Below are 21,682 nucleotides of genomic sequence, written 5' to 3' on the forward strand. Positions count from 1 at the left end.
CATCAGGCGGGCACGTGCCAGATGTCTTTCGCATATTGGCGGATCGTGCGGTCGGACGAGAACCAGCCGACGCGGGCGACATTGCGGATCGCCCTGGCGTACCAGTCCGGGCTGTTGCGCCAGACGGCATCGACGTCGCGCTGGGTGGTGGCGTAGGCATCGAAATCCGCGGCGACCATGAACCAGTCGCTCTGGTAAAGACCGTTGATCAGGTCGCGATAACGGTCCGGATCGTCAGGTGAAAAGACGCCGGATGAAACCGCGGCCAGCGCCTGCGCCAATTCAGGCGATTCCTCGATCACGGCACGCGGATCGTAACCATTGTTGCGTCGCTCGGCGACCTCATCGGTGGTCAGGCCGAAGATGAAGATGTTGTCGTCGCCGACGCATTCCTTGATCTCGACATTGGCGCCGTCGAGCGTGCCGATGGTCAACGCGCCGTTCAGCGCGAACTTCATGTTGCCGGTGCCGGACGCTTCCATGCCGGCGGTCGATATCTGCTCCGAAAGATCGGCGGCCGGCATCATGATCTCGGCCAGGCTGACATTGTAGTTCGGCACGAATACCACTTTCAGCAAGCCGCGCACCGCCGGGTCGCGGTTGATGACCCGGGCGACGTCGTTGGCAAGTTTGATGATCAGCTTGGCGTTGTGGTAGCTGGGCGCCGCCTTGCCGCCGAAGAATTTGACGCGAGGCATCCAGTCGCGCTCCGGATGCGAGCGGATCTGGTCGTAAAGCGCGACCGCTTCGAGAATGTTCAAGAGCTGACGCTTGTATTCGTGGATGCGCTTGACCTGGACGTCGAACAGCGCCGAGGGGTCGACCTTGATACCGAGCCGGTCGGCAACGAGATTGGCAAGCCTCGTCTTGTTCGCCCGTTTGACAGCGGCGAACTTGTCGCGGAAGGCGGCGTCCTCGGCGAAAGGATCAAGCCGCTTTATCTCGTTGATGTCGTCGAGAAAACCGTCGCCGATCGCCTCTCGGGTGAGTGCCGTGAGGCCGGGATTGCACTGTATCAGCCAGCGCCGCGGCGTGATCCCGTTGGTCTTGTTGTTGATGCGGTCCGGGTAGAGCCTGTGGAGGTCGGCAAACACCGTCTCCTTCATCAATTCCGTGTGCAGTGCCGACACGCCGTTGATCGAGTGCGAGCCGACAAAGGCCAGGTTGCCCATACGCACGCGGCGATCGCCATTTTCCTGGATCAGCGAGATGCGGCTGATCTGCTCGTCCGAGAACTGGTCGGAGGCGCGCGCCTCGAGCAGCACCTCGGCGTTGATGGCGTAGACGATCTGCATGTGGCGCGGCAACAGCCGCTCGAACAGCGGCACGGGCCAGCTTTCCAGCGCTTCGGGAAGCAGCGTGTGGTTGGTGTAGCCGAAGGTGCGCTTGGTGATGCTCCAGGCCTGGTCGAAATCCATGCCGTGGACATCCATCAACAAGCGCATCAGCTCGGCTACGGCGATCGCCGGATGGGTGTCGTTGAGATGGATCGCCGCCTTATCGGGCAGCGATTGCAGGTCGCCATACTGGCTGAGATGACGCTGGACGATGTCCTGCAGCGAGGCGGTGGAGAAGAAATACTCCTGCCTGAGCCGCAGCTCCTGGCCGGCCTTGTGGGAATCGGCCGGGTAAAGGACGCGCGACAACGCATCGGCCTTGTTGCTTTCGGCGAGCGCGCCGATGTGATCGCCGGCGTTGAACTTGTCGAGCAGGATCGGGTCGACCGGCATGCCGGACCACAGACGCAGCGTGTTGACGCGGTTGGCCCGCCAGCCAACCACTGGCGTATCGTAAGCGACGGCCAGAACATGTTCGGTCGGCTTCCAGACATGGCGCTCGAGCCTGCCGTCCTTCGAGGTGATCGATTCAACCGAGCCGCCGAAGCCGACCTCGAAGGAGCGTTCGCGGCGCTCGAACTCCCAGGGATTGCCGTGATCGAGCCACGTCTCGGGCAGCTCCACCTGCCAGCCGTCATGGATCTCCTGCCGGAACATGCCGTTGGCGTAGCGGATGCCGTAGCCATGCGCGGGGATATTGACGGTCGCCATGCTTTCCATGAAGCAGGCGGCGAGCCGGCCAAGACCGCCATTGCCAAGGGCAGCATCCGGTTCGAGCGCTGCAATGATGTCGAGGTCGACGCCAAGCGACGACAGCGCCTCGCGCATATTGTCCATCAGGCCGAGATTGGAGAAGGCATCGCGCATCAGGCGGCCGATAAGGAATTCCAGCGACAGGTAGTAGACGCGCTTTTCCTGCTGGGCGTAGGCCTCTTGGGTCGCCTGCATCCAATGATCGACAATGCGGTCGCGCACAACCTTGATCGAGGCGGTGAGCCAATCGTACTGGGTTGCAACGTTGATGCCCTTGCCGACTCTGTATTTGAGGGCCTGCAAGACTTCCTCGGCGAGCGTCTTGGGATCCGGGTTTTCGAGCGTGGGCAGAGGAGCTTCGGTTGTCATCGCGCGCGTCATGCTGCCTCTCGTGACGTTGCCAGGATCATGCGGCTTTCACCATCTTTGCCAATGCTAATGCATCTCACCGAATGTTCAATTGATTCAGGCGACCGCAAGCCGGGTTGCCCTGCGGCAATTTGGTATTTTGAAACAGCGAATTTGGGCCCCTGGGCGATGGGCCTCAACTTCTTGCTCAAGCCGCCAGCGCCGCTTCCGGCGGCACCTTGGCGCCGGTCATGAAGGCGACCGCGTCGGACATGGTATACTGCTTCGGATCGATGACACAGAGGCGGCGGCCGAGCCGGTGAATGTGGATGCGGTCCGCCACCTCGAAGACATGCGGCATGTTGTGTGAAATCAGCACGATCGGCAGGCCTCGGCGTTTGACGTCGAGTATGAGTTCGAGCACGCGGCGGCTCTCCTTGACGCCGAGCGCGGCCGTCGGCTCATCCATGATGACCATCTTCGAGCCGAAGGCGGCGGCGCGCGCCACCGCCACGCCCTGGCGCTGACCGCCGGAGAGCGTTTCCACCGCCTGGCTGATGTTCTGGATCGTCATCAGGCCGAGTTCGGTGAGCTTGTCGCGGGCGCGCTTTTCCATCGCCGGACGGTCGAGCATGCGCAGCCAGCTGCCAAGAAAGCCCGGCTTGCGGATCTCGCGGCCGAGGAACATGTTGTCGGCGATGGACAGCGCCGGCGACAGAGCCAGGTTCTGATAGACCGTCTCGATGCCGGCCTCGCGGGCCTCCATCGGCGACTTGAAGGCAATAGGCTTGCCTTCAAGCCGGATCTCGCCTTCGTCGGGGGTGACGGCTCCGGAAATCGCCTTGATAAGCGACGACTTGCCGGCGCCGTTGTCGCCGATGACAGCAAGGATTTCGCCCGGATAGAGGTCGAAGTCGGCGCTGTCGAGAGCGGTGACGCGGCCATAGCGCTTGACCAGGCTGCGGGCGGTAAGGATCGGTTCCTGAGTCTGGTTCATGCCGAGATCTTCCTGATCCACTGGTCGATACCAACAGCGATGATGATAAGGGCGCCGACGGACAATTGCGTCCATTGGGGATCTGTCCCCCAAAGCCTGAGGCCGAGCGCGAACACCCCGACGATCAGCGCACCGAAGATGGTCCCGAGAATGGAACCGCGGCCGCCGAACAGCGATGTGCCGCCAATCACCACGGCGGTAATCGAATTGATGTTCTCGAACTGCCCGGCCTGCGGCGAGACCGATCCGATGCGTCCGATCAAGGCCCAGCCGGCGATGGCACAAATGATGCCAGTCAGCGTATAGACCGTGACCAGCATCCGGCTGACGCGCACCCCCGACAGTTCCGCGGCTTCCGGGTCGTCGCCGACTGCGTAGACATGCCGGCCCCATGCCGTGTGATTGAGCACGTACCAGGCAATTGCCCCCATGATCAGCACCAACAGCACGCCATAGGTGAAGACGGCGCCGCCGATCCTGAACGAGCCGCCGAAAAACTGCAGCAGCGGTGCCGTTGCCTCGAGATCCTGGCTGCGGATGGTCTCGTTGCCGGAATAGATGAAGTTGATGGCAGCGTAGATCGACCAGGTGCCGAGCGTCACGATGAAGGGCGGCAGTTTCACCCAAGCGATGAGAATGCCGTTGATCAGGCCGCAAATCGCGCCGACAAGCAGCCCGACGGCAACGGCGACCGGCGCTGGAACACCGTAATGCATGGCGAACTGGCCCATAACAACCGAGCTCAGCACCATGATAGCGCCGACTGACAAGTCGATGCCAGCGGTGAGCACCACCAGTGTCTGCGCGATGCCGACCATGCCTGTTATCGCCACCTGCTGGAGGATCAGGGTGAGGGTGAAGGGAGAAAAGAAGCGGCCACCGACGACGACTGCGAACAGAACCACCGAGATGAGCAGGATGATCAGCGGCACCATGGCGGGGCTTTTGTGCAAGCGGTGCTGGATGCTCTCCAATGTCGAGCGGGAATGCGTCTCGAATGAAGCGACGCTGGCGTCGCTGGCGGCCAGGACCGTCTCGAATTCCTGCGGTCCCTTGCTCCTGGTTGTTTCGACGCTCAAGTCGGCCTCCCCGCCTGTGACGTGGAGCGGCCGAAACCGCTCCACATTCTCTATTGTTGTTTTGAAGTTGAGCCGATCAGGGGATCAAATCAACCCCAGCACTTGCTGAGGCCTTGCTTCGTGTCGATGGATTCGATGCCGGCGGCAGGCTTATCGGTGATCAGCGTGACGCCGGTGTTGTAGAAATCCAGACCGGGCGACGGCTCCGGCTTCTTGCCGGTGTCGGCAAAGGTCTTGATCGCTTCGATGCCGAGCGAGGCCATGAGCAGTGGATATTGTTGTGAAGTGGCGCCGATCACGCCCTCGGCAACGTTCTTGACACCAGGGCAGCCGCCATCGACCGAGACAATCAGGACGTCCTTCTCCTTGCCGACTGCCTTCAGCGCCTGGTAGGCGCCCGCGGCCGCAGGTTCGTTGATGGTGTAGACGACGTTGATATCCGGATCCTTCTGGAGGCAATTCTCCATAGCAGTATGCCCGCCATCCTCATTGCCGCTCGACAGATCATGACAGACGTTGCGTGCGTCGGTTTCGTCGCCGATCTTCTTGGGATCGCCGAGGTCGATGCCGAAGCCCTTCATGAAGCCTTGATCACGCTGGACGTCGACGGAGGGCTGGCTGGCGATCAGATCCATGTAGGCGATGTGCGCATCCTTGGCCTTGTCGCCCAACGTAGCCTTTGCCCAGGAGCCGATAAGCTCGCCGGCCTTGAAATTGTCGGTCGCAAACGTCGCATCCGCGGCATCGGCAGGCTCGAGCTGCGTGTCGAGAGCGATCACCAGCACCCCTGCATCGCGCGCCTTCTTCACCGCCGGCACGATGGCCGCAGTGTCGGTGGCGGTGATCAAAATGCCCTTGGCGCCGTCGGCGATGCAGGATTCGATCGCCGCAACCTGGCCCTCATTGTCACCTTCCGCCTTGCCGGCATAGGCTTTCAGATCGACACCGATTTCCTTGGCTTTCGCGGCGGCACCCTCCTTCATCTTGACGAAGAAGGGGTTGGTGTCGGTCTTGGTGATCAGGCAAGCACTGACATTGGCTGCGGACGCGGTCGATGCAAACGCAATCAAGCTCAGACCGGCCGCCGCAAACACGGTGGATTTCAACAGTTTTGACGTGGTCACGATTTTCCTCCCATGGAACCATTTAGGATGCCGGCCAACCGGCATCTGCAGCGCGTCCGACGAAATCTCCCAGTGTCGGCGCCGATCTCAAGAGACACCAGTCCGCCAGCACTGTCAATAATTAAATCACTCTTATTTATTATTGACAACGCAGGATTGTTCACTCACTCTAGACCAAAAGCATTGAGGGGAAACGACGGGAGGAACAGGGTGGAGACCGGCATTACAAGGCACGGCTCGCCCGATGCGGCCGAAAGCCGCCTGCACCGCGGCACCAATCAAAGCGGCATGCGGGACCACAATGAGCGGCTGGTGCTGTCGCTGGTGCGCCAGCACGGCAGCCTGGCCAAATCCGACATCGCACGTATGACCGGGCTCTCGGCGCAGACAGTATCAGTCATCATGCGTGAGCTGGAGGAGGACGACCTGCTCGTTCGCCAGGCGCCGTTGCGCGGCAAGATCGGCCAGCCCTCGATACCGATGGCGCTCAATCCCGACGGCGCCTATTTCATCGGCCTGAAGATCGGCCGCCGCAGCGCCGAGCTGGTGCTGATCGATTTCCTCGGCAATGTGCGCTCGATGCTGCAGCATTCATACCGCTATCCGGCGCCGCGCGAGACGGTGGAGTTCGTCACAAGCGGCATGAAGAAGATGCGCGGCGAGCTAACCCCTGCGCAGGACAAACGCATCGCCGGGCTTGGCATAGCCATGCCGTTCGAATTGTGGAACTGGGCCGACACCGCCGGCGCACCGCGCGAAATCATGGACGAATGGCGTCATCGCGACATCCGCTCCGACATCCAGGCGCAATGCGAATTTCCGGTCTATCTGCAGAACGACGCCACCTCGGCCTGCGGCGCCGAGCTCGTGTTCGGCCACGCGGCGGGTGCGGCACGCGATTTCGTCTATTTCTATATCGGCGCCTTTGCCGGCGGCGGCATCGTGCTGAACGGCCGGTTGTTTGGCGGCCCAACCGGCAATGCCGGCGCGCTGGGCTCGATGCCGGTGCCCGGGCCGGACGGCAAGCCGACGCAGTTGATCGACGTGGCGTCGATCGCCATGCTGGAAAAGGCGCTCAACGCGCGCGGCGTCGAAGCCTCGCATCTGTGGACATCACCGGGAGATTGGGGCGAGATCGGCGCCGAGCTTGACGACTGGATCGCCAGCGCCTCGCAGGCGCTCGCCTATGCCATCGTTTCGGCGTCCTCCGTCATTGACTTCGAAGCCGCGGTGATCGACGGATGGATGCCGCTTACTGTGCGCAGGCGGCTTGTCGATGCCGTCGTCCAGGCCATCGGCCGGATCGACGGCGAAGGCCTGAGGCTGCCGGCGGTTCGCGAGGGAACGGTCGGCATTCATGCGCGGGCGCTGGGTGGCGCCAGCCTGCCGCTATCGGAGCGCTTCCTCATCGGCTCGACCACGATTTCCCGGAGCTTCTGAAAATGCTGATCGGCATCCCGGCGCTGCTCGGCCCGGAGCTTCTGGCGATATTGCGCGCCATGGGCCATGGCGACGAGATCGCCCTGGTCGACGGCAACTACCCGGCCGAGCAGCAGGCACAGCGGCTGATCCGCGCCGACGGTCATCATCTCGTCCCGGTGCTGGATGCCGTATTGAGCGTGTTGCCGGTCGATGACGCCGTGCCGCAGGCGCTGTTTCGCGCCTCGGCCAAGGGCGATCCGCTGCTCGCCGATCCGGTCCATCATGAGATGGAAGCGATCTGCGCCAGGCGCGCGCCCGGCCGCAAGGTGGTTGCGCTTGCCGGTGCCGACTTCTATGCACGGGTCAAGGCCGCGCACGCAATCGTCGCGACGAGCGAGCCGCGGCTTTATGCCAACATCATCATTCGCAAGGGCGTGATCTATCCGCCGGAAAGCAAGACTTCATGATCCTCTGCTGTGGCGAAGCCCTGATCGATATGCTGCCGCGGACCACGACGGAGGGCGAGCCGGCCTTTGCGCCCTATGTCGGCGGTGCCGTCTTCAACTCGGCAATTGCGCTTGGCCGGCTCGGTGCGCCCGCTGCCTTCTTCTCCGGCCTGTCCTCGGATCTGTTCGGGGGCCAGCTCAGGGAGGCGCTGGGAGCCAGCAAGGTCAGTTCCACCTATGCGCACACCTCGCCGCGGCCAACCACGCTCGCCTTCGTGCGCCTCACCAACGGCCAGGCGACCTACACCTTCTATGACGAGAACACCGCCGGGCGCATGCTGACCATCGAGGATTTGCCGGAACTCGGCAGCGAGATCGAGGCGATGCTGTTCGGCGCCATCAGCCTGATCTCGGAACCGGCCGGGTCGGCTTATGAGGAGTTCATGCGACGCGAGCATGAGCGCCGCGTGATGATGCTCGACCCCAACATCCGGCCAAACTTCATTCCGGACAAGGCCAAGCACCTCAGGCGCATCCGCAACATGATGGCGATGGCCGACATCGTGAAACTGTCGGACGAGGATCTGAACTGGTTCGGCGAAGCCGGCTCGCATGAGGACGTCGTCCGCAACTGGCTGGACCGCGGTCCGAAGCTGATCGTCGTCACCCATGGCAGCGAGGGCGCGGTTGGTTATAGCAGCCAGCACCGGGTCACCGTCGCGCCGGACAAGGTCGAGGTGGTCGATACGGTCGGCGCCGGCGACACCTTCAACGCCGCCATCCTTGCCTCCTTGCACGAACAGGGTCTGCTCTCGAAGACGGCAATCGCCAGCCTGCCGGAAGACGCCATCCAAAAGGCGCTGACGCTCGGCGCCAAGGCCGCGGCGGTGACGGTATCGCGGGCCGGCGCCAATCCGCCATGGCGGCATGAACTCGCCTGACCGGCTGGCACCATGCTCACGGACGTGCCTGCCGCGATCACTTTATGTTTCGCCGACCGGCGGGACAGGCTGTGAAAGTCCATATCGAGCCGGCCGAAGCCCGGATTTCCCAGCGTTTAAGAGGGCAGATCGGAAATCAGAGGTAACAGGCTGCGACACTTGAGCAATTCAGGGTTTTGCCGTGCGGCTTTCTCGGCCGTGCCAAGTCTGCTACCAGCGGCCGGTTATCTGGCTAAACCGTTTGAGGCCGACATGCAGTTCATCGATCTTGGCGCGCAGCGCGAGCGCATCCGCGACAGGCTGAAAGCGGCAATCGAGCGGGTTGTCGACGAGGGCCGCTATATTCTCGGACCTCAGGTCACCGAATTCGAAAACAAGCTCGCCGCCTATATCGGCACCAAGCATGTGGTCGCTTGCGCCAACGGCACCGATGCGCTGCTGCTGCCGCTGTTTGCCGCCGGCATCGGCCCGGGCGACGCTGTGTTCGTGCCGAGCTTCACCTTCGCCGCCACGGCCGAAGTGGTGGCGCTGACCAAGGCCGAACCGGTGTTCGTCGATGTCGATGCCGACAGCTACAATATCGACATCGCCAGCCTCGAGGCGGCAATCGCCATGATCAAGGCGGAAGGCCGGCTGAGGCCGAAGGCAATCATTCCCGTCGACCTGTTCGGCCTCGCCGCCGATTACGAGGCAATCATGGCCATCGCTGATCGCGAAGGCCTGATGGTCATCGAGGATGCGGCGCAGGCGACCGGCGGCTCGGCTGACGGCAAGATGTGCGGCTCGTTCGGCACCGTCGGCTCGACCAGCTTCTATCCGGCAAAGCCGCTCGGCTGCTATGGGGATGGCGGTGCGATGTTCACCAATGACGATGCACTGGCCGAACAGCTGCGCTCGTTTGCTTTTCACGGCAAGGGCGAAACGCAATATGACAATGTCCGCGTCGGCATCAACTCGCGGCTCGACACGCTTCAGGCGGCGATCCTGATAGAGAAGCTGGCCATCCTCGAGGACGAGATGGTGGCGCGGCAAGCGGTCGCCAATCGCTATGCCGAAGGTCTCGGCGATATCGTCAAGGCGGCGCGCAATCTGGGCGGCGGCCGCTCGGCCTGGGCGCAATACGCCATCGAAACGCCGAAACGCGACGGGCTCAAGGCACATCTCGGTGAAAAGGGCATTCCGTCGGTCATCTATTATGTGAAACCGCTGCACAGCCAGATCGCCTATCGCGATTATCCGCGCACGCCGACCGGCCTTGCCGTTTCGGAAGAGCTGCCGAAGCGCATCCTGTGCCTGCCGATGCATCCCTATCTGAGCGAGGCCGACCAGGATCGGATCATCGAAACGATCCGTAACTATATCGGCTCGAATTCGGCGCATGTAGCGGCGGCATAGATTCGAAAGTTTCGAAGCGTGGTCGCGGATTACATCGACGAGTTCATCATGTTCTGCGCCGGGTTGTGGATGGCTGGCGTCGGCTTCGGATTTTTCTCGGACCCCTCTCAAGCTCGCCCCGGCCAACAGCAGGCATGGTGGACCAACTTTGGAACCCATTTTAGATGGATGGGGCCGCTGTTGATCCTCATCGCGATAGTGCTGGCGTTCGCGGCACCTTCCTAGCGGACCGGTGCTCGTTGGTGCACACGGCGCCAGTGAGACGGCGGGGCATGGCCGCCCGATTTCCTGAAGCGGCTCGCGGGCTGCCTCGTGTCACTCCGCGTAATCACGACGTTGCCACTGTAGGCGCGGCGACTCTGCTGCCCCGAACAATCCCAAGCAGTTCGTGCTTCGGAAGCATCAAAGGGCTTCTGCGACTGCTCCTTTTATCCATGCGACTTTGCGTGATTCACAGCATCTTTGCCTTGCTGGATCATGGCAGCAATCTGCTTTCTATTGAATTTCATGATATCAACTAGAATCGGAGATTTAGGCCAAATTACAGTTGGCTTCGGTATATCTCTGTAGCGCATAATCTCTTTTAAGCTTGGGTTTCTCTCAAAATCAATAACTTTTGAAACTCTTCTGTACGCGTCAACCACGCCAATATCATTAAGAACAATCTCGTTTACAATAATGTCGGTTATACGATCTATATGACCTAGCAAGTTACCGGTATTATAAGTGAAGGCATCAAGGTTTTGAGACTGACAAACAATGCAAATAATATTGTCGAATCCATCTTTGATTGCACGCCTTAGCGGTGCCAAGTCCCTAACGCCGCCATCAACAAATGGGTGAATACCGGTTGGAGGAACATCGATATTCATCACCGGAAACGCTACAGGGATTGCTGCACTCGCAAGCGTATAGTCAATGATGTTATCCGATACGGCGGTTTCATAGATGATTTTGCTGGTGAAGACATCAACTGCTCCAGGTTGGAAATGCCGACCACTTCCGGCGAACCTCCGCAGATTGGTTTTGTCAATCTCAGCTCTAATTAAAGCATGAAATTTGTCGACTTTGGTCAGTCCCTTGAATCGGTTAAAAAGTGCACCAGAAGCGATACCGCCTAGCCAACGTTTCTCGACAATGTCGGCAGGTTTTGTAATGCGGGTCATCCAAAATTGTTCTAGATCGGAGCCAACTTGGCGCCAGTTAATTTTGGAGCTACTCGCGAGCTGTCGCCCTGCTCTGTCCGCTAGGAAGGCGCCGTTTAACGCGCCAGCAGAGACTCCGTAAATGCCTTCCGGCTCCACACCATTGTTGAGCAACGCAGAAATTGCGCCGGCTTGAAACGCACCTTTTATTGATCCGCCGCTTAGTACAAGAGCAGTTTTCATTGTTATCCCCCCGAGTATCCCTACCCATATCTTTCTCTCAATTTTCCGAGTTTGTCGATAGGCAGGCCGTTGAATGTTAGAAAGGTCAATGCATGTCGTTTGTCATGCTCGAACGCGCGATGTGACAACGGCCGTCCTATAAAATGGCGCTCAGAGTTTGAACACGTCCTCGTGAAGGCGTTGATCGCGTTTCGGCCGTGCTTCTCTTGCGTCGCGTTTTTGCTTGTAATCGCCTACCGTTGACCCAACACTTGCCCGCCGTCTCCCGCAGCCACACACTCGAGAAACACCCCGCGTAGGACCGTTACGTCCACACTCATTCGGCCATCTTCGCGATCGCACATTGGCCTTTAGCACCGTTCAAAACCCCTCCCCTCTCTCTGCCGGAGCGGCTTTGAAGATTGCCGTCGGGGCAAAATTTTGAAGTGCTTTGCTCTGCGCCGAAGCATAGTCTGCACCTGTGTTCCCTCTAGGCTGGCTAGTTCATGAAGAAGATTGGTTTCCTCTCGTTCGGGCACTGGACGCCTTCGCCGCAATCGCAGACGCGGACGGCATCCGATGCGCTTTTGCAGTCCGTCGAGCTGGCCGTCGCGGCCGAGGAGCTGGGTGCGGACGGCGCGTATTTCCGCGTGCATCACTTCGCGCGCCAGCTCGCCTCGCCCTTCCCGCTGCTGGCAGCGGTTGGGGCGAAGACCAGCCGAATCGAGATCGGCACGGCGGTGATCGACATGCGTTACGAGAGCCCGCTCTATATGGCCGAGGACGCCGGCGCCGCCGATCTAATCGCCGGAGGGCGTCTGCAGCTGGGCATCAGCCGCGGCTCGCCGGAGCAGGTAATCGAGGGATGGCGCTACTTCGGCTACGCCCCGCAAGAGGGCGAGAGCGATGCCGACATGGCCCGCAGCCACACTGGAGTGCTGCTCGAAGTGTTGCTGGGCAAAGGCTTTGCGCAGCCCAACCCGCGGCCGATGTTTCCCAACCCGCCTGGCCTGCTTCGTATCGAGCCGCACTCGGAGGGCCTGCGCGAGCGCATCTGGTGGGGCGCCGCCACAAACGCCACCGCAGAATGGGCTGCGAAACTGGGGATGAATCTGCAGAGCTCCACGCTCAAATTCGATGAAGGCGGAAAGCCGTTTCACATCCAGCAGGCCGAACAGATCCGGGCTTTTCGTGAGGCCTGGAAGGCGGCCGGACACACGCGCGAGCCGCGGGTATCGGTGAGCCGGAGCATTTTTGCGCTGGTCGACGATCGCGACCGGGGCTATTTCGGCGGCAACCAGAGCGGAGATCATTTCGGTTATATCGAGGCAGACAGACGCGCGGTGTTCGGCCGCTCCTATGCCGCCGAACCGGACGTCCTGATCGAGCAGCTAAAGGGCGACGAAGCCATCGCCGAGGCCGATACGCTGCTGCTTACCGTCCCCAACCAGCTCGGCGTCGACTACAATGCCCACGTCATCGAGGCGATCCTGACCCATGTCGCCCCCGGCTTGGGCTGGCGCTGACGCGCGACTTTGTTGGAAAAGCTCACGGCGGTCGATACGATGCTCGCGTTCTAGCGGTCTCACTGCTGCTTCCCGTCGGCTCGTTTCAGCATCGCTAATGCGCGACTGATCCGTTGCAGCGCTGTGGCGTTGGCCAGCACTGCGTACAGCACGAACCCACCCGCCAGAATCCAGGGAGAAGCCGCGCCCATGGCGGTAGCGACTCCGTCGGCGGCGAGCAGCACGCAAATGAACACCAGGCGTTCCATCCGCTCGAAGAAATCCGGCCAACCGTGGTTTTCCACAGGGATTTCCAGCGCCGTCCGCGCCTTGGCATAACTTGTGAGTATCCCGCCGGCGAACGCGAACATTGCGATCGCCCACAGATCGGCGACCCAGCCGATTGCCGCAAAGACGGCCAATTCCTGATAGCGGTCGACGACGGCATCGAAATAGCCGCCGGCCTTGGTGCTCATGTTTGTCCGGCGGGCGACCGCACCATCCAGCGCGTCGAAGGTGAAGGCAAACGCCAGGCAAAGGCCAAAGGCAAGACTTGAATGGTGGTAGACGTAGGCGGCCGAGGACAAAGCGACGAGCACGAGCCCGCTGGCCGTAACCTGGTTCGGCGTCATGCCGATCCCGATCAGCGGAGAGGCGGCCTGCTCCCATAGCGGGTCGATGCGACTTTTCATGAGACCGGCGATCATGGCGGCTCCTCTGATGATGTCGTTTCACCGAGCTTTACCAGCAATTTGCGGGTTTGTTCCACCGGCGCCACCGTTCCAATTGGTCAAAGCGGCCCGGGACCGGGCTCAGCAACATTCTCTACTCGCCGCAACAGCGATTTCTTTCGGCGAATGCGGCCGGCGGAATAAGGCGCTCGCCGAGCCGACGGAGCAAATCGGCCGGCGGTCTGGCGGTCGCACCCGAACGATGTGACTATGATTGCTTGCCATCCGTCGGATGCCGGCCGAAACTCGATGCATAAATTTCCACCCAAGTTTGCCTACCTGCTCGCGACCTCTCTTGGCGCGGGATTATCTCCAATATGGCCGGGCACGATCGGCGCAATGGTTGGAGTGGCTGTTGCCGCAGCTTTGATACCTGCATCGCCTTGGCTGACCGTGCTTGCTTATGCGGCCCTGTTCGCCGTCGGCGTGTGGGCGTCATCGCATGTTATCTTCCGAACCGGGACGGAGGACCCGCAGATCGTCGTCATCGATGAGACCTTCGGCGCCGCCGTGACACTTTCCATGCTGCCACTCGACCCACTCTGGTGGGCAGCAGGCTTCCTTGCTTTCCGGTTTTTCGACGTCGTCAAGCCTTGGCCCATCCGTATCATGCATGACAAGATAAGGGGTGGGGCCGGCATCATGCTGGACGATGCTGCCGCGGCTGTCGTCGCTGGGCCGTTGCTGCTCCTGCTGAACGGTTTGATTGACCATTTGCGGTAACGGCGATAATCGGTCTGCCAAGGCCACGGTGGTCCATCGGAGTTTAGCGACACAAGCGGAGACCGGACCGATGCGAAGCCACAGGATCGCGGCCATTCCAGGCGATGGGATCGGCAAGGAAGTCGTAGCAGCCAGGTTTCGTGCGCTGGCCGTCTGCGCCCTGGGCATCGGAACGCAGGAGGCATCCGCGCCGCTCACCGATGGTGTTCGTGTGCCTGCGTACGGAAACCAAACCCGTCAAGTGTTTCGATCAGCACCTGTACGGGATCAGGCACACCGTGCGATGACCGCCATGCGACAAAGCCGTCCGGCCTGACCAAGACAGCACCGCCGCTTTCAACCCCGAGCGCGGAAGGCCACCGATGGTCCAAGTCAACCAGCTCCCCATTGGCACCCAAGGCGTGGCAGGTCAGCGGCATTCCGAGGCGCTGGCTTACGGCGTCAGCGGCCTGACACCATGCTTCGTCGGCGCAGAGGAGAAGAAAGTCGCGATCGCACAAATCGAGACTCGAAATCCGCTGGCCGGCGCGCTCGACCGCGAAATGCGGTAAACGCGTGCCAGGGCGGCCCGACAGCTCCGTGGATTTTTGGAACGGGTGATCGTCCGGCGTGGATTCCCGAGCCACGATGCCTGCAGTGTAGCGTTGGCCAAATACCACGTCGTAATCCTGAACGATCGCAACCGGAGGAGGCAACCGCTTCGACGGATCGTCGAACCATTTCTGTAGGCGGGCGAGCGCTTGCGCCAACGTAGCCTCGATGACCGGCCGGCGCTCCATGTCACCAGGCGACTTGCCGACGTGACCCATACGATTACGCTGGCATCAGCGGCTTGACGCGATCGACAATGGCGGCGACCGCTTCCTTCGGGCTCTTGCGACCGAGGACAGCGAGCTGAACCTCCTCGAGAAACGTCGACTGAGCGCGAGCGGCTTCGGGAAAAGCCGGGAAGGCCGGTCGCGCCTTGGCGAGCGCGGCAGCCTCGACCTTCGCCTGCGGCAACGACCCGGCGAACGACGGCTCGGCATAGGTCGAGGTGCGGACGGGGCCATTGCCGTTGCGCGCCATGTCGAGTGTGGCGGCCTTGCTCGCTACGAATCGGATGTAGCTCCAGGAGAGCTTCTTGTCCGTCGAATTGGCGGGAATGGCCATCGCCCAGGATTCGACGACCGGATGCATTTCGTGACCGCTGTCGAGGGTTTTGGAGCCGGGGAACTCGATCGCCTTGATCTTTCCCGGTGCGGTCGACTGTTCCTTGTTGTTGAGCTGCGCGTAGCGGGCGAAAGGCAGCACCGCGAAGGCAGCGCGCCCCTGCTGCATCCACGTCACCATGTCGTCGTTGCGCGTTGTGGCATAGCTGCGGGGGAGCGCGCCGGCCTTGAAGAGGTCGGCAAGCACGGACAGGCCTTTTTCCATCGCCTCCGGATCGGGGACCACCTTGAACTGCTTGTCGATGAAATCGCCGCCGAAGGCGCGGGCGAACATGACCGGGAAGACGGCGAGGTCGCTCGCAAGGATCATGCCGACGACGGGCGTGCCGGACCTGGAGGTGAAGGTCAGCTTCTTCGCCTGCTCGACCAGTTCCTCCAGCGTGTTCGGTGGCGCCGAAATGCCGGCCTCCTGAAGCAGCTCCTCGTTGTAGAAAAGCCCCTGCGTAGCATGGCGCACCGGAACGCCGACGAGCTTGCCGCCGACGATCATCGACTGGCGCAGGCCCTCGGCGATATCGTCGAAATCCTCGATCGGCTCGGCTTTCCGGAGATCGTCTAGCGGCTCGAACAGCGAGGCGATCTGCGACGTCATGCGGTTGTCGATGACATAGCCGACGTTGAAGTCGGTCTCGCTCAGGCTCGCCTCCCGGAATAGCCGGTCCTGGAGCGGATTGCTGTCGAGCGTCGTCCAGGAGATCTGGGCGTTGTTCTTGTCCTCCCAGGGCTTGATGACATTGCCGGCGGCGCCGGTCGTCAGGTTGGCTTGGTGGACGCGATGGCAAAGCACGTTCGGCGTCTTTACCTGGGCATGGGCCAACCGGCCCAACGCGCTCGTCGCGCCGGCGGCCATCGCGGTCGTCAGCAGGGCTCTGCGTGTCATGTGCAAAGGCATTGTCTTCCTCCCTTTCTCGGTGACGTCGTCACCCCTTGGTCGCGCCGGCGGTCAATCCGGCGACGAGAAACCGGTTCATCAGGACCACGAAGACGAGAACCGGCAGCAATTGGACGGTAGAGGCCGCAAAGAGCACGCCCCAGTCGACGCCGTCGATCGAACTGATCATCTCCGAAAGGACCAGAGGCGCGGTCTTGGCGTGGTTGGCGGTGAAGATATAGGCGAACAGAAACTCGTTCCACGCGAAGACGACTACGAAGACGGCGACAGCGAGCATGCCGGGCGCTACGAGCGGCAAGATGATCTTCACAAGGATCGTCAGCGGCCGCGCGCCGTCGAGGACGGCCGCCTCGTCGAGTTCGCGCGGTACCTGGTCGATGAACGTGCGCATCAGGAGCGTGCCGAGCGAGACGAAGAAGGTCGCGTAGAGCAGGATCAGCACCAGATGGGTGTCATTGAGCCCGAGCCGATTGACAACCGGGAACAGTGGCAGCGTCACGACGATCGGCGGGATCAGCCGCGATCCGATCAGAAACATCACCGATCCTTCCAGGAAACGGACGCCACGATAGCGCGAGTAGGCGAAACCGGCGAGCAGACTTGCCATGACGGCAAGCGCCGTCGCCCCGGTGGTGATGATCAGGCTGTTGACGAGCCCGTCGAAAAAGGCCGGCCAGCGCTGCCACAGCGAGGCGTAGTGCTCGAAGGTCGGTTCGAAGAAGAGCTCCGGTGGAACCGCGAAAATCTCGCGACCGGGTTTGAACGACGAGAGCACAATGAAGCCGATCGGAAGCAGTGACCAGACGACGATTGCCGCAACAGCGAGCATCTTTCCGGCACCGATGGCGAGACGCCTAGAACGCATTGGCCACGGATTCCTTGCGCAGCCGCCATACATAGCCAGTCGCAAGCAGCAGCGAGATGACGACCATCATCCACGCCGTCGCCGCCGCCGTGCCGAACGAGTTGTAGCGGAAGCCTTCCTGATAAAGATAAACGGAAACGACCTCGGTCGTGCGTGCCGGGCCGCCCTGGGTCAGGAGCCAGACTTCGGAAAAGAGGCGGAAGGCGAAGATGTAGCGGAAGAGCAGCGCGATCAGCATCGCTGGCGCCAGAAGCGGCAGCGTGATGCTGCGGAAGAGCTGGAATCCATTGGCTCCGTCGGTGCGCCCAGCCTCGTAGAGCTCCTTCGGAACCGCGAGCCGTGCCGCATACAGGATGATGAATGTGAATGGCAGGTGCAGCCAGATCGTGAGCAGGCCGACGAGGATGAGGCCGTGAGAAGGGATAAACGTCCAGTCGAGCGTCGGCAGACCGGTGTATCGCAGCATCAGCGTGATCGGGCCGACGTCCGGATCGAACAGGAAGCGCCACATTGCGACCGCCGTCACCTCGCTGATGGCGTAGGGAGCGAGCACCACGACGAGCATGACGCGCTGGAGGGGAAGCCCGGAGGCGAAAAGCAGGGCCAGGCCAAGGCCGAGCAGCAGTTCGATATGAACCGCCACAGCGACGACGAGGACCGTGTTCCAGACCGAAACCCAAAAATAGGGATCGGTGAGGACGCGGATATAGTTATCAAACCCAACGAAGGTCGCCGATTGGCCGAATGATGAGGCTTCGAAACTCAGCCACAGGACGAAGATGGCGGGGAGCACGATGATCCCAAGCACCAGGAGGTGCACGGGCGTCGCATAGAGGTAGGCAGGCGAAAACGCGAAGCGCCGCCTCTTGGCCAGCCGCTTCCGCCGTCCCCTCCCCCCTGTGGCCGACAGACGCCTCGGAACCAAATGCCATTGCTCCTCCCTGAGCGGTTGCGCGTCAGCCGTCCCTGGCGGCAAGTGGAACGGTGCCCTCCACCGTTGTTCTGTACATCACCCGGCGGTATCCGGGGTAATCGTTGATGGCGGTGTGTAGGACATGGGGGTTGTTCCACATACCGAGCGTCTTCGGTTCCCAACGCAGCCTGCAGTTGAACTCGGGCCGGACAGCCCGCGCCATCAGGAAGTCGATCATCGGCTTGCTTTCTTCCTCCGTCATCCCCTTGAAATTGGTCATCACGCTGCTGACGAAGACATAGCGCCGGCCAGTCTCAGGGTGGCGACAGATCACAGGATGCTCGACGGCGGCATTCTCGATCGCCTCGACATCGGCCTTGACGCCGAGCCGGCTATGGGCTGCGTTGATGGCGAAGACCCCGCGGCCGCTATGGACGCCCGTCAGCCCTTGCAGGATCTCGACCAGTCGCGGCGAAAGCGAGTCATATGCCTTCTCGAGGCTGGAGAAGCAGGTGTCGCCGCCAACCGGCGGCACCTCCTCACCGTAGAGGATCGTAATGCCCGGTGGCTTCGGTAGCCAGGCGAGGTCCATGTGCCAGTCCTCGCCGATCACCTTGCCCGTGTCGTCCGGCTCGCGCACGAACCGCACAATATCGTCGAAGCCGTCGATCGGCGTGTGCACCGGATTACCGCTAAATGGTCCGAACCGGCGGGCGACCTTGTGGACGCCGGCGGCGTCAAGCTCCTGATCGCGCACGGCGAGCGCATGATACTTGTAGAGCGCGCGGCGAACGTCCTGGAAGGCATCCTCGCTCGCGCTCGCCAGATCGATCCCACGAATTTCTGCACCGAGCGCTCCAGTGAAGGGGCTGACCTCGAAACGGGCGAATGCATCATCGCGCAGCACGTGATCCTCCCTAATACGCGCCTCGTCGCCATCATGGGCTGACTTACCTGCAAGTAAGTAACTCGAAAGCCAAAGGCTGTCAACTCACCCTCGCTTTGATCCACCGGATGTCTAGCCTCGACCCGAGCCCTTTCCCGCATCCTGCCACGCGGCACGGATGATCGCGGCGAGCGCTGCGAAGGTCCTGGCGACCTCGTCGAAGCTTCCGGTGTCCTGCGTCATCGGTGGACAGGACAGAAGGGTAATGCGCAGCATGTGCACGAGCTCGTCGCTGAGTGTGTCGGAGGAAAGCTCTCCGTCCTTCACCGCCTGGTCCACCGCATGACGCAGGCTCTGATCATAGACCCGGTTGACGCGCTCCAGGGCACGTTCCGCTGGTTCGCCGAGAACCGGGAGGTCGTGGCGAAGGCGCGAAAGCGGGCTCCACATATTGCGGGCTCCCTTCTCGGCGTTGAAACGTTCGTAGAAACGGCGCAGATCCTCGAGCTGCATATCGAGTCGGTCGAAGAACCGGATATCGGGAGTCGTCCAGAAGCGCTTGATCCGGGCCTCGGCGTTGGCGGCGAAGTCGGCGATCAATTCCTCCATCAGCTGACGCTTGTTGCCGAAGTGATGATGGATGTTGGCGCGGGTCGTGCCGATCGCCGTCGCTATATCGCCGAAGCTGAAACCATCGTGGCCGCGCAGGACATAGAACTCGGCCGCGACCTCTTTGATTCTGCTGCGGGTAGAGTGCGCCTCATCGCCGGGAGATCCTGAAGTGTTGGCTCTCATATCCCTTCCGAAATTCATGCCGCCGTTGGACGATCAGTATAGGGGAGCGGGCTGCACCTCCTCGTTTCATACATGGATATTCTTCTACGCACGAGTGGAAGTAATTTGCGCCAGGTGCAGACATTCGCGAAGCATCTTGGCGGCAGCCATTAGCGCGGTGCGGCGGGTGAGTAGATACGGGATGCCTGTATCGAACTTCAATCGGGTTCGCGCCCTCGACTGAGAATTCCGGGTCAAAGCAGGCCCAATCAGCTTGCTGGCGACACGCCGCAAACTCAGGCAGTGGATAGCGGCCGCGCATCCGCTGCGCCGACCACTTCCCGCATTGTCACAACGGTGCGGAACGCCTTCACGTTTGAATCGGCATGGAAGACTTCCCGCGCGAAGACATCGTACGCCTCCATCCCCGGCAATTGCAGGAGGAGCACGAAATCGGCTTCACCGGTGACATACCAGGCCTGCCGAACCTCCGAGCGCCCACGGAGCTTGCCGATGAAGGCGTCCAACTCGACAGCGCTCTCCCGTTCCAGGGAAACGAGCACATGGATGGTTAGCGGCAGGCCCACGGCCGCCGGACGAACGACGGCAATGTCTGCTGCGATCACGCCATCTTTCCGCAGCCGGCGCAGGCGGCGCAGGACCGCACTCTGGGAAAGCCCGACCTGCTCGGCGAGACGCCGCGCCGGGATCTGGTTGTCGCGTTGAACCAGCGACAGCAGTACATGGTCGAAGCGATCGAGGGCGGCAGTTTTCGTCATGAGGACAGGCATCTATGACGAAATCAGGCAGGTGGGCAACGATAATAGGCGCCAAGCGGCATCGTTTCCGGAGTAGAGTTTCGTCTCATGACGACAGACACACAGCCGGGCCTTGGCCCTGATCTTATTGCGGCGCTGTTGCAGCGCCTGTCGCCATTTTATGCCCCGACGCCGCTGCTCGACCTGCCTGACCTGGCTGCGGGCCTGGATGTGACCCAGGTGCTTGCCAAGAACGAGGGCCACCGTGCCCTGGGCAGCTTCAAGTCCCTCGGCGGCACGTATGCCGGTCTGTGCGCTCTCGCTCGCACTACCGGGATGGATATTGATGAACTGCTCGATTCAGAGCGGGCTCACACGCCGCTGCCGGCGCTCATCACGGCCAGCGCCGGCAATCACGGACTTGCCGTCGCGGCGGCGGCGAAGTTTGCGGGCGGGAGGGCAAGAATATACCTCCACACGGGCGTTCCTGCAGCGCGAGTGCGGCGTGTTGAGTCCCAAGGCGCCGAAATCGTGTGGGTCGACGGCACCTATGACGATGCGGTGGATCGAGCCTCCGCGGCGGCCCGCGCCGGAGAAGGTATTCTGGTTGCCGACACCTCGAGCGACCCGGATGATCCAGCTGTCGCTGATGTCGTCGCTGGCTATGGCGTGCTTGCTGCGGAAATCCGTCGCCAGGTCGACGAGATCGGCCATCTGAGGCCAACCCACCTTTTCGTGCAGGCCGGTGTCGGTGGACTTGCCGCCGCCTTGACGACTGGGCTGAAGGACTGGCTGATGCCTCCAGCCATGATCGTCGTCGTAGAGCCAGAGGCCGCAGCCTGCGTCGCGGCCGCGCTGTCGCAAGGACGGTCGGTGCGGATATCCGGCGATCTCAAGACGTCGGCGGACATGCTCGCCTGTGGCGAAGCAGCCGCATCGGCGCTCGACGTACTCCGCCAAGGCAACGCTCGGGCCATAACCGTGTCCGAGGCGGCGCTTGCCGACGCGAAGAGCCGGCTTCGCGAGGCAAACGGTCCAGGCACAACCCCGTCGGGTGCGGCCGGCCTCGCCGGTCTCGCCACAGCCGTCGCGGCTTCCGGCCTGTCGCAGGAGCTTGCGCTTGATGGATCGGGCCGGGTGCTGATCATCGTGACCGAGGCCGAACTGGAGAAGGACGCATGACGATGGCGCCGGACCCGGGACCATTGAGCAGAA

At 61.7% G+C, this 21,682-nt stretch carries 21 protein-coding genes; 8 read left to right on the plus strand and 13 right to left on the minus strand.

From position 1 onward, the window contains the following. Positions 1 to 2: 2 nt before the first annotated feature. From NKI19_RS10715 to NKI19_RS10730, 4 genes are all read right to left on the minus strand, one after another. Positions 3 to 2,471, minus strand: a complete 2,469-nt coding sequence (locus NKI19_RS10715) for a glycogen/starch/alpha-glucan phosphorylase (RefSeq protein WP_352566492.1) — start codon at positions 2,469 to 2,471, stop codon at positions 3 to 5. A gap of 175 nt (positions 2,472 to 2,646) precedes the next feature. Next, positions 2,647 to 3,435, minus strand: a complete 789-nt coding sequence (locus NKI19_RS10720) for an ATP-binding cassette domain-containing protein (RefSeq protein WP_352468541.1) — start codon at positions 3,433 to 3,435, stop codon at positions 2,647 to 2,649. Then, positions 3,432 to 4,514 (minus strand): ABC transporter permease, encoded by a 1,083-nt coding sequence (locus NKI19_RS10725; RefSeq protein ID WP_352566490.1) that lies wholly within the window; start codon positions 4,512 to 4,514, stop codon positions 3,432 to 3,434. Before NKI19_RS10725 ends, NKI19_RS10720 begins: the two co-directional genes overlap by 4 nt. Positions 4,515 to 4,603: 89 nt before the next feature. After that, positions 4,604 to 5,620: a sugar ABC transporter substrate-binding protein gene (locus tag NKI19_RS10730; protein WP_352468544.1), complete on the minus strand. Its 1,017-nt coding sequence runs from the start codon at positions 5,618 to 5,620 to the stop codon at positions 4,604 to 4,606. A gap of 228 nt (positions 5,621 to 5,848) precedes the next feature. Between NKI19_RS10730 and NKI19_RS10735 the strand changes: the two genes are divergently transcribed. The 5 genes from NKI19_RS10735 (at position 5,849) to NKI19_RS10755 (ending at position 10,067) form a co-directional block, all read left to right on the plus strand. Continuing rightward, positions 5,849 to 7,078, plus strand: coding sequence for an ROK family transcriptional regulator (locus tag NKI19_RS10735; RefSeq protein WP_352566486.1), 1,230 nt, complete (start codon positions 5,849 to 5,851; stop codon positions 7,076 to 7,078). 2 nt (positions 7,079 to 7,080) lie between these two features. Next, entirely contained in the window at positions 7,081 to 7,527 is a 447-nt protein-coding gene (locus NKI19_RS10740; RefSeq protein WP_023679299.1) for an RbsD/FucU family protein, read from the plus strand. Continuing rightward, positions 7,524 to 8,447, plus strand: a complete 924-nt coding sequence (locus NKI19_RS10745) for a carbohydrate kinase family protein (RefSeq protein WP_352566485.1) — start codon at positions 7,524 to 7,526, stop codon at positions 8,445 to 8,447. The genes NKI19_RS10740 and NKI19_RS10745 overlap by 4 nt, the downstream gene beginning before the upstream one ends. Positions 8,448 to 8,699: 252 nt before the next feature. Next, positions 8,700 to 9,842, plus strand: a complete 1,143-nt coding sequence (locus tag NKI19_RS10750; protein ID WP_352566483.1) for a DegT/DnrJ/EryC1/StrS family aminotransferase — start codon at positions 8,700 to 8,702, stop codon at positions 9,840 to 9,842. An 18-nt stretch (positions 9,843 to 9,860) separates the two neighbouring features. Next, positions 9,861 to 10,067 (plus strand): hypothetical protein, encoded by a 207-nt coding sequence (locus NKI19_RS10755; RefSeq protein ID WP_352566481.1) that lies wholly within the window; start codon positions 9,861 to 9,863, stop codon positions 10,065 to 10,067. 203 nt (positions 10,068 to 10,270) lie between these two features. Here the strand turns inward: NKI19_RS10755 and NKI19_RS10760 are convergent, their stop codons facing one another. Further along, positions 10,271 to 11,230, minus strand: a complete 960-nt coding sequence (locus tag NKI19_RS10760; protein ID WP_352566479.1) for a patatin-like phospholipase family protein — start codon at positions 11,228 to 11,230, stop codon at positions 10,271 to 10,273. 485 nt (positions 11,231 to 11,715) lie between these two features. Here NKI19_RS10760 and NKI19_RS10765 point away from each other — a divergent pair, with 485 nt between their 5' ends. Then, complete coding sequence (locus NKI19_RS10765; RefSeq protein ID WP_352566478.1) at positions 11,716 to 12,735, plus strand: LLM class flavin-dependent oxidoreductase; 1,020 nt, start codon at positions 11,716 to 11,718, stop codon at positions 12,733 to 12,735. 59 nt (positions 12,736 to 12,794) lie between these two features. Here the strand turns inward: NKI19_RS10765 and NKI19_RS10770 are convergent, their stop codons facing one another. Further along, a complete protein-coding gene (locus NKI19_RS10770) occupies positions 12,795 to 13,421 on the minus strand; it encodes a CDP-alcohol phosphatidyltransferase family protein (protein ID WP_352566476.1) in 627 nt (208 codons plus the stop codon). Between the two features lie 234 nt (positions 13,422 to 13,655). On the opposite strand from NKI19_RS10770, the gene NKI19_RS10775 reads away from it, so the two are divergent. Then, positions 13,656 to 14,168 carry a phosphatidylglycerophosphatase A family protein gene (locus tag NKI19_RS10775; protein ID WP_352951120.1) on the plus strand — a complete coding sequence of 171 codons (513 nt, stop codon included), beginning with the start codon at positions 13,656 to 13,658 and terminating at the stop codon, positions 14,166 to 14,168. 194 nt (positions 14,169 to 14,362) lie between these two features. On the opposite strand, the gene NKI19_RS10780 is transcribed toward NKI19_RS10775, so the two are convergent. The 7 genes from NKI19_RS10780 to NKI19_RS10810 form a co-directional block, all read right to left on the minus strand. After that, positions 14,363 to 14,977 carry an aromatic-ring hydroxylase C-terminal domain-containing protein gene (locus tag NKI19_RS10780; protein WP_352566473.1) on the minus strand — a complete coding sequence of 205 codons (615 nt, stop codon included), beginning with the start codon at positions 14,975 to 14,977 and terminating at the stop codon, positions 14,363 to 14,365. A gap of 4 nt (positions 14,978 to 14,981) precedes the next feature. Further along, on the minus strand, positions 14,982 to 16,271 hold the full coding sequence (locus NKI19_RS10785) for an ABC transporter substrate-binding protein (protein WP_352951122.1): 1,290 nt from the start codon (positions 16,269 to 16,271) through the stop codon (positions 14,982 to 14,984). A 28-nt stretch (positions 16,272 to 16,299) separates the two neighbouring features. Continuing rightward, positions 16,300 to 17,136, minus strand: coding sequence for a carbohydrate ABC transporter permease (locus NKI19_RS10790; RefSeq protein WP_352566469.1), 837 nt, complete (start codon positions 17,134 to 17,136; stop codon positions 16,300 to 16,302). Continuing rightward, on the minus strand, positions 17,126 to 18,061 hold the full coding sequence (locus tag NKI19_RS10795) for a carbohydrate ABC transporter permease (RefSeq protein ID WP_352566467.1): 936 nt from the start codon (positions 18,059 to 18,061) through the stop codon (positions 17,126 to 17,128). Before NKI19_RS10795 ends, NKI19_RS10790 begins: the two co-directional genes overlap by 11 nt. 31 nt (positions 18,062 to 18,092) lie before the next feature. After that, positions 18,093 to 18,956: a TauD/TfdA dioxygenase family protein gene (locus NKI19_RS10800; protein ID WP_352566465.1), complete on the minus strand. Its 864-nt coding sequence runs from the start codon at positions 18,954 to 18,956 to the stop codon at positions 18,093 to 18,095. Between the two features lie 111 nt (positions 18,957 to 19,067). Then, a complete protein-coding gene (locus NKI19_RS10805; protein ID WP_352566463.1) occupies positions 19,068 to 19,730 on the minus strand; it encodes a TetR/AcrR family transcriptional regulator in 663 nt (220 codons plus the stop codon). A gap of 275 nt (positions 19,731 to 20,005) precedes the next feature. Then, complete coding sequence (locus NKI19_RS10810) at positions 20,006 to 20,488, minus strand: Lrp/AsnC family transcriptional regulator (protein WP_352566461.1); 483 nt, start codon at positions 20,486 to 20,488, stop codon at positions 20,006 to 20,008. An 87-nt stretch (positions 20,489 to 20,575) separates the two neighbouring features. Here NKI19_RS10810 and NKI19_RS10815 point away from each other — a divergent pair, with 87 nt between their 5' ends. Then, entirely contained in the window at positions 20,576 to 21,649 is a 1,074-nt protein-coding gene (locus NKI19_RS10815) for a pyridoxal-phosphate dependent enzyme (protein ID WP_352566459.1), read from the plus strand. Positions 21,650 to 21,682 lie beyond the last annotated feature (33 nt).

The sequence above is a fragment of the Mesorhizobium sp. M0751 genome (assembly GCF_040320265.1).
In the GTDB taxonomy this organism is placed as follows: Bacteria; Pseudomonadota; Alphaproteobacteria; order Rhizobiales; family Rhizobiaceae; genus Mesorhizobium.

What these genes read in the sequence shown, in the direction of transcription:
- NKI19_RS10715 (WP_352566492.1), bottom strand. Translation starts at nt 2,471, where the DNA reads ATGACGCGCGCGATGACAACCGAAGCTCCTCTGCCCACGCTCGAAAAC.
- NKI19_RS10720 (WP_352468541.1), bottom strand. Translation starts at nt 3,435, where the DNA reads ATGAACCAGACTCAGGAACCGATCCTTACCGCCCGCAGCCTGGTCAAG.
- NKI19_RS10740 (WP_023679299.1), top strand. Translation starts at nt 7,081, where the DNA reads ATGCTGATCGGCATCCCGGCGCTGCTCGGCCCGGAGCTTCTGGCGATA.
- NKI19_RS10745 (WP_352566485.1), top strand. Translation starts at nt 7,524, where the DNA reads ATGATCCTCTGCTGTGGCGAAGCCCTGATCGATATGCTGCCGCGGACC.
- NKI19_RS10750 (WP_352566483.1), top strand. Translation starts at nt 8,700, where the DNA reads ATGCAGTTCATCGATCTTGGCGCGCAGCGCGAGCGCATCCGCGACAGG.
- NKI19_RS10760 (WP_352566479.1), bottom strand. Translation starts at nt 11,230, where the DNA reads ATGAAAACTGCTCTTGTACTAAGCGGCGGATCAATAAAAGGTGCGTTT.
- NKI19_RS10765 (WP_352566478.1), top strand. Translation starts at nt 11,716, where the DNA reads ATGAAGAAGATTGGTTTCCTCTCGTTCGGGCACTGGACGCCTTCGCCG.
- NKI19_RS10770 (WP_352566476.1), bottom strand. Translation starts at nt 13,421, where the DNA reads ATGATCGCCGGTCTCATGAAAAGTCGCATCGACCCGCTATGGGAGCAG.
- NKI19_RS10775 (WP_352951120.1), top strand. Translation starts at nt 13,656, where the DNA reads ATGATTGCTTGCCATCCGTCGGATGCCGGCCGAAACTCGATGCATAAA.
- NKI19_RS10780 (WP_352566473.1), bottom strand. Translation starts at nt 14,977, where the DNA reads ATGGGTCACGTCGGCAAGTCGCCTGGTGACATGGAGCGCCGGCCGGTC.
- NKI19_RS10785 (WP_352951122.1), bottom strand. Translation starts at nt 16,271, where the DNA reads ATGCCTTTGCACATGACACGCAGAGCCCTGCTGACGACCGCGATGGCC.
- NKI19_RS10790 (WP_352566469.1), bottom strand. Translation starts at nt 17,136, where the DNA reads ATGCGTTCTAGGCGTCTCGCCATCGGTGCCGGAAAGATGCTCGCTGTT.
- NKI19_RS10805 (WP_352566463.1), bottom strand. Translation starts at nt 19,730, where the DNA reads ATGAGAGCCAACACTTCAGGATCTCCCGGCGATGAGGCGCACTCTACC.
- NKI19_RS10810 (WP_352566461.1), bottom strand. Translation starts at nt 20,488, where the DNA reads ATGACGAAAACTGCCGCCCTCGATCGCTTCGACCATGTACTGCTGTCG.
- NKI19_RS10815 (WP_352566459.1), top strand. Translation starts at nt 20,576, where the DNA reads ATGACGACAGACACACAGCCGGGCCTTGGCCCTGATCTTATTGCGGCG.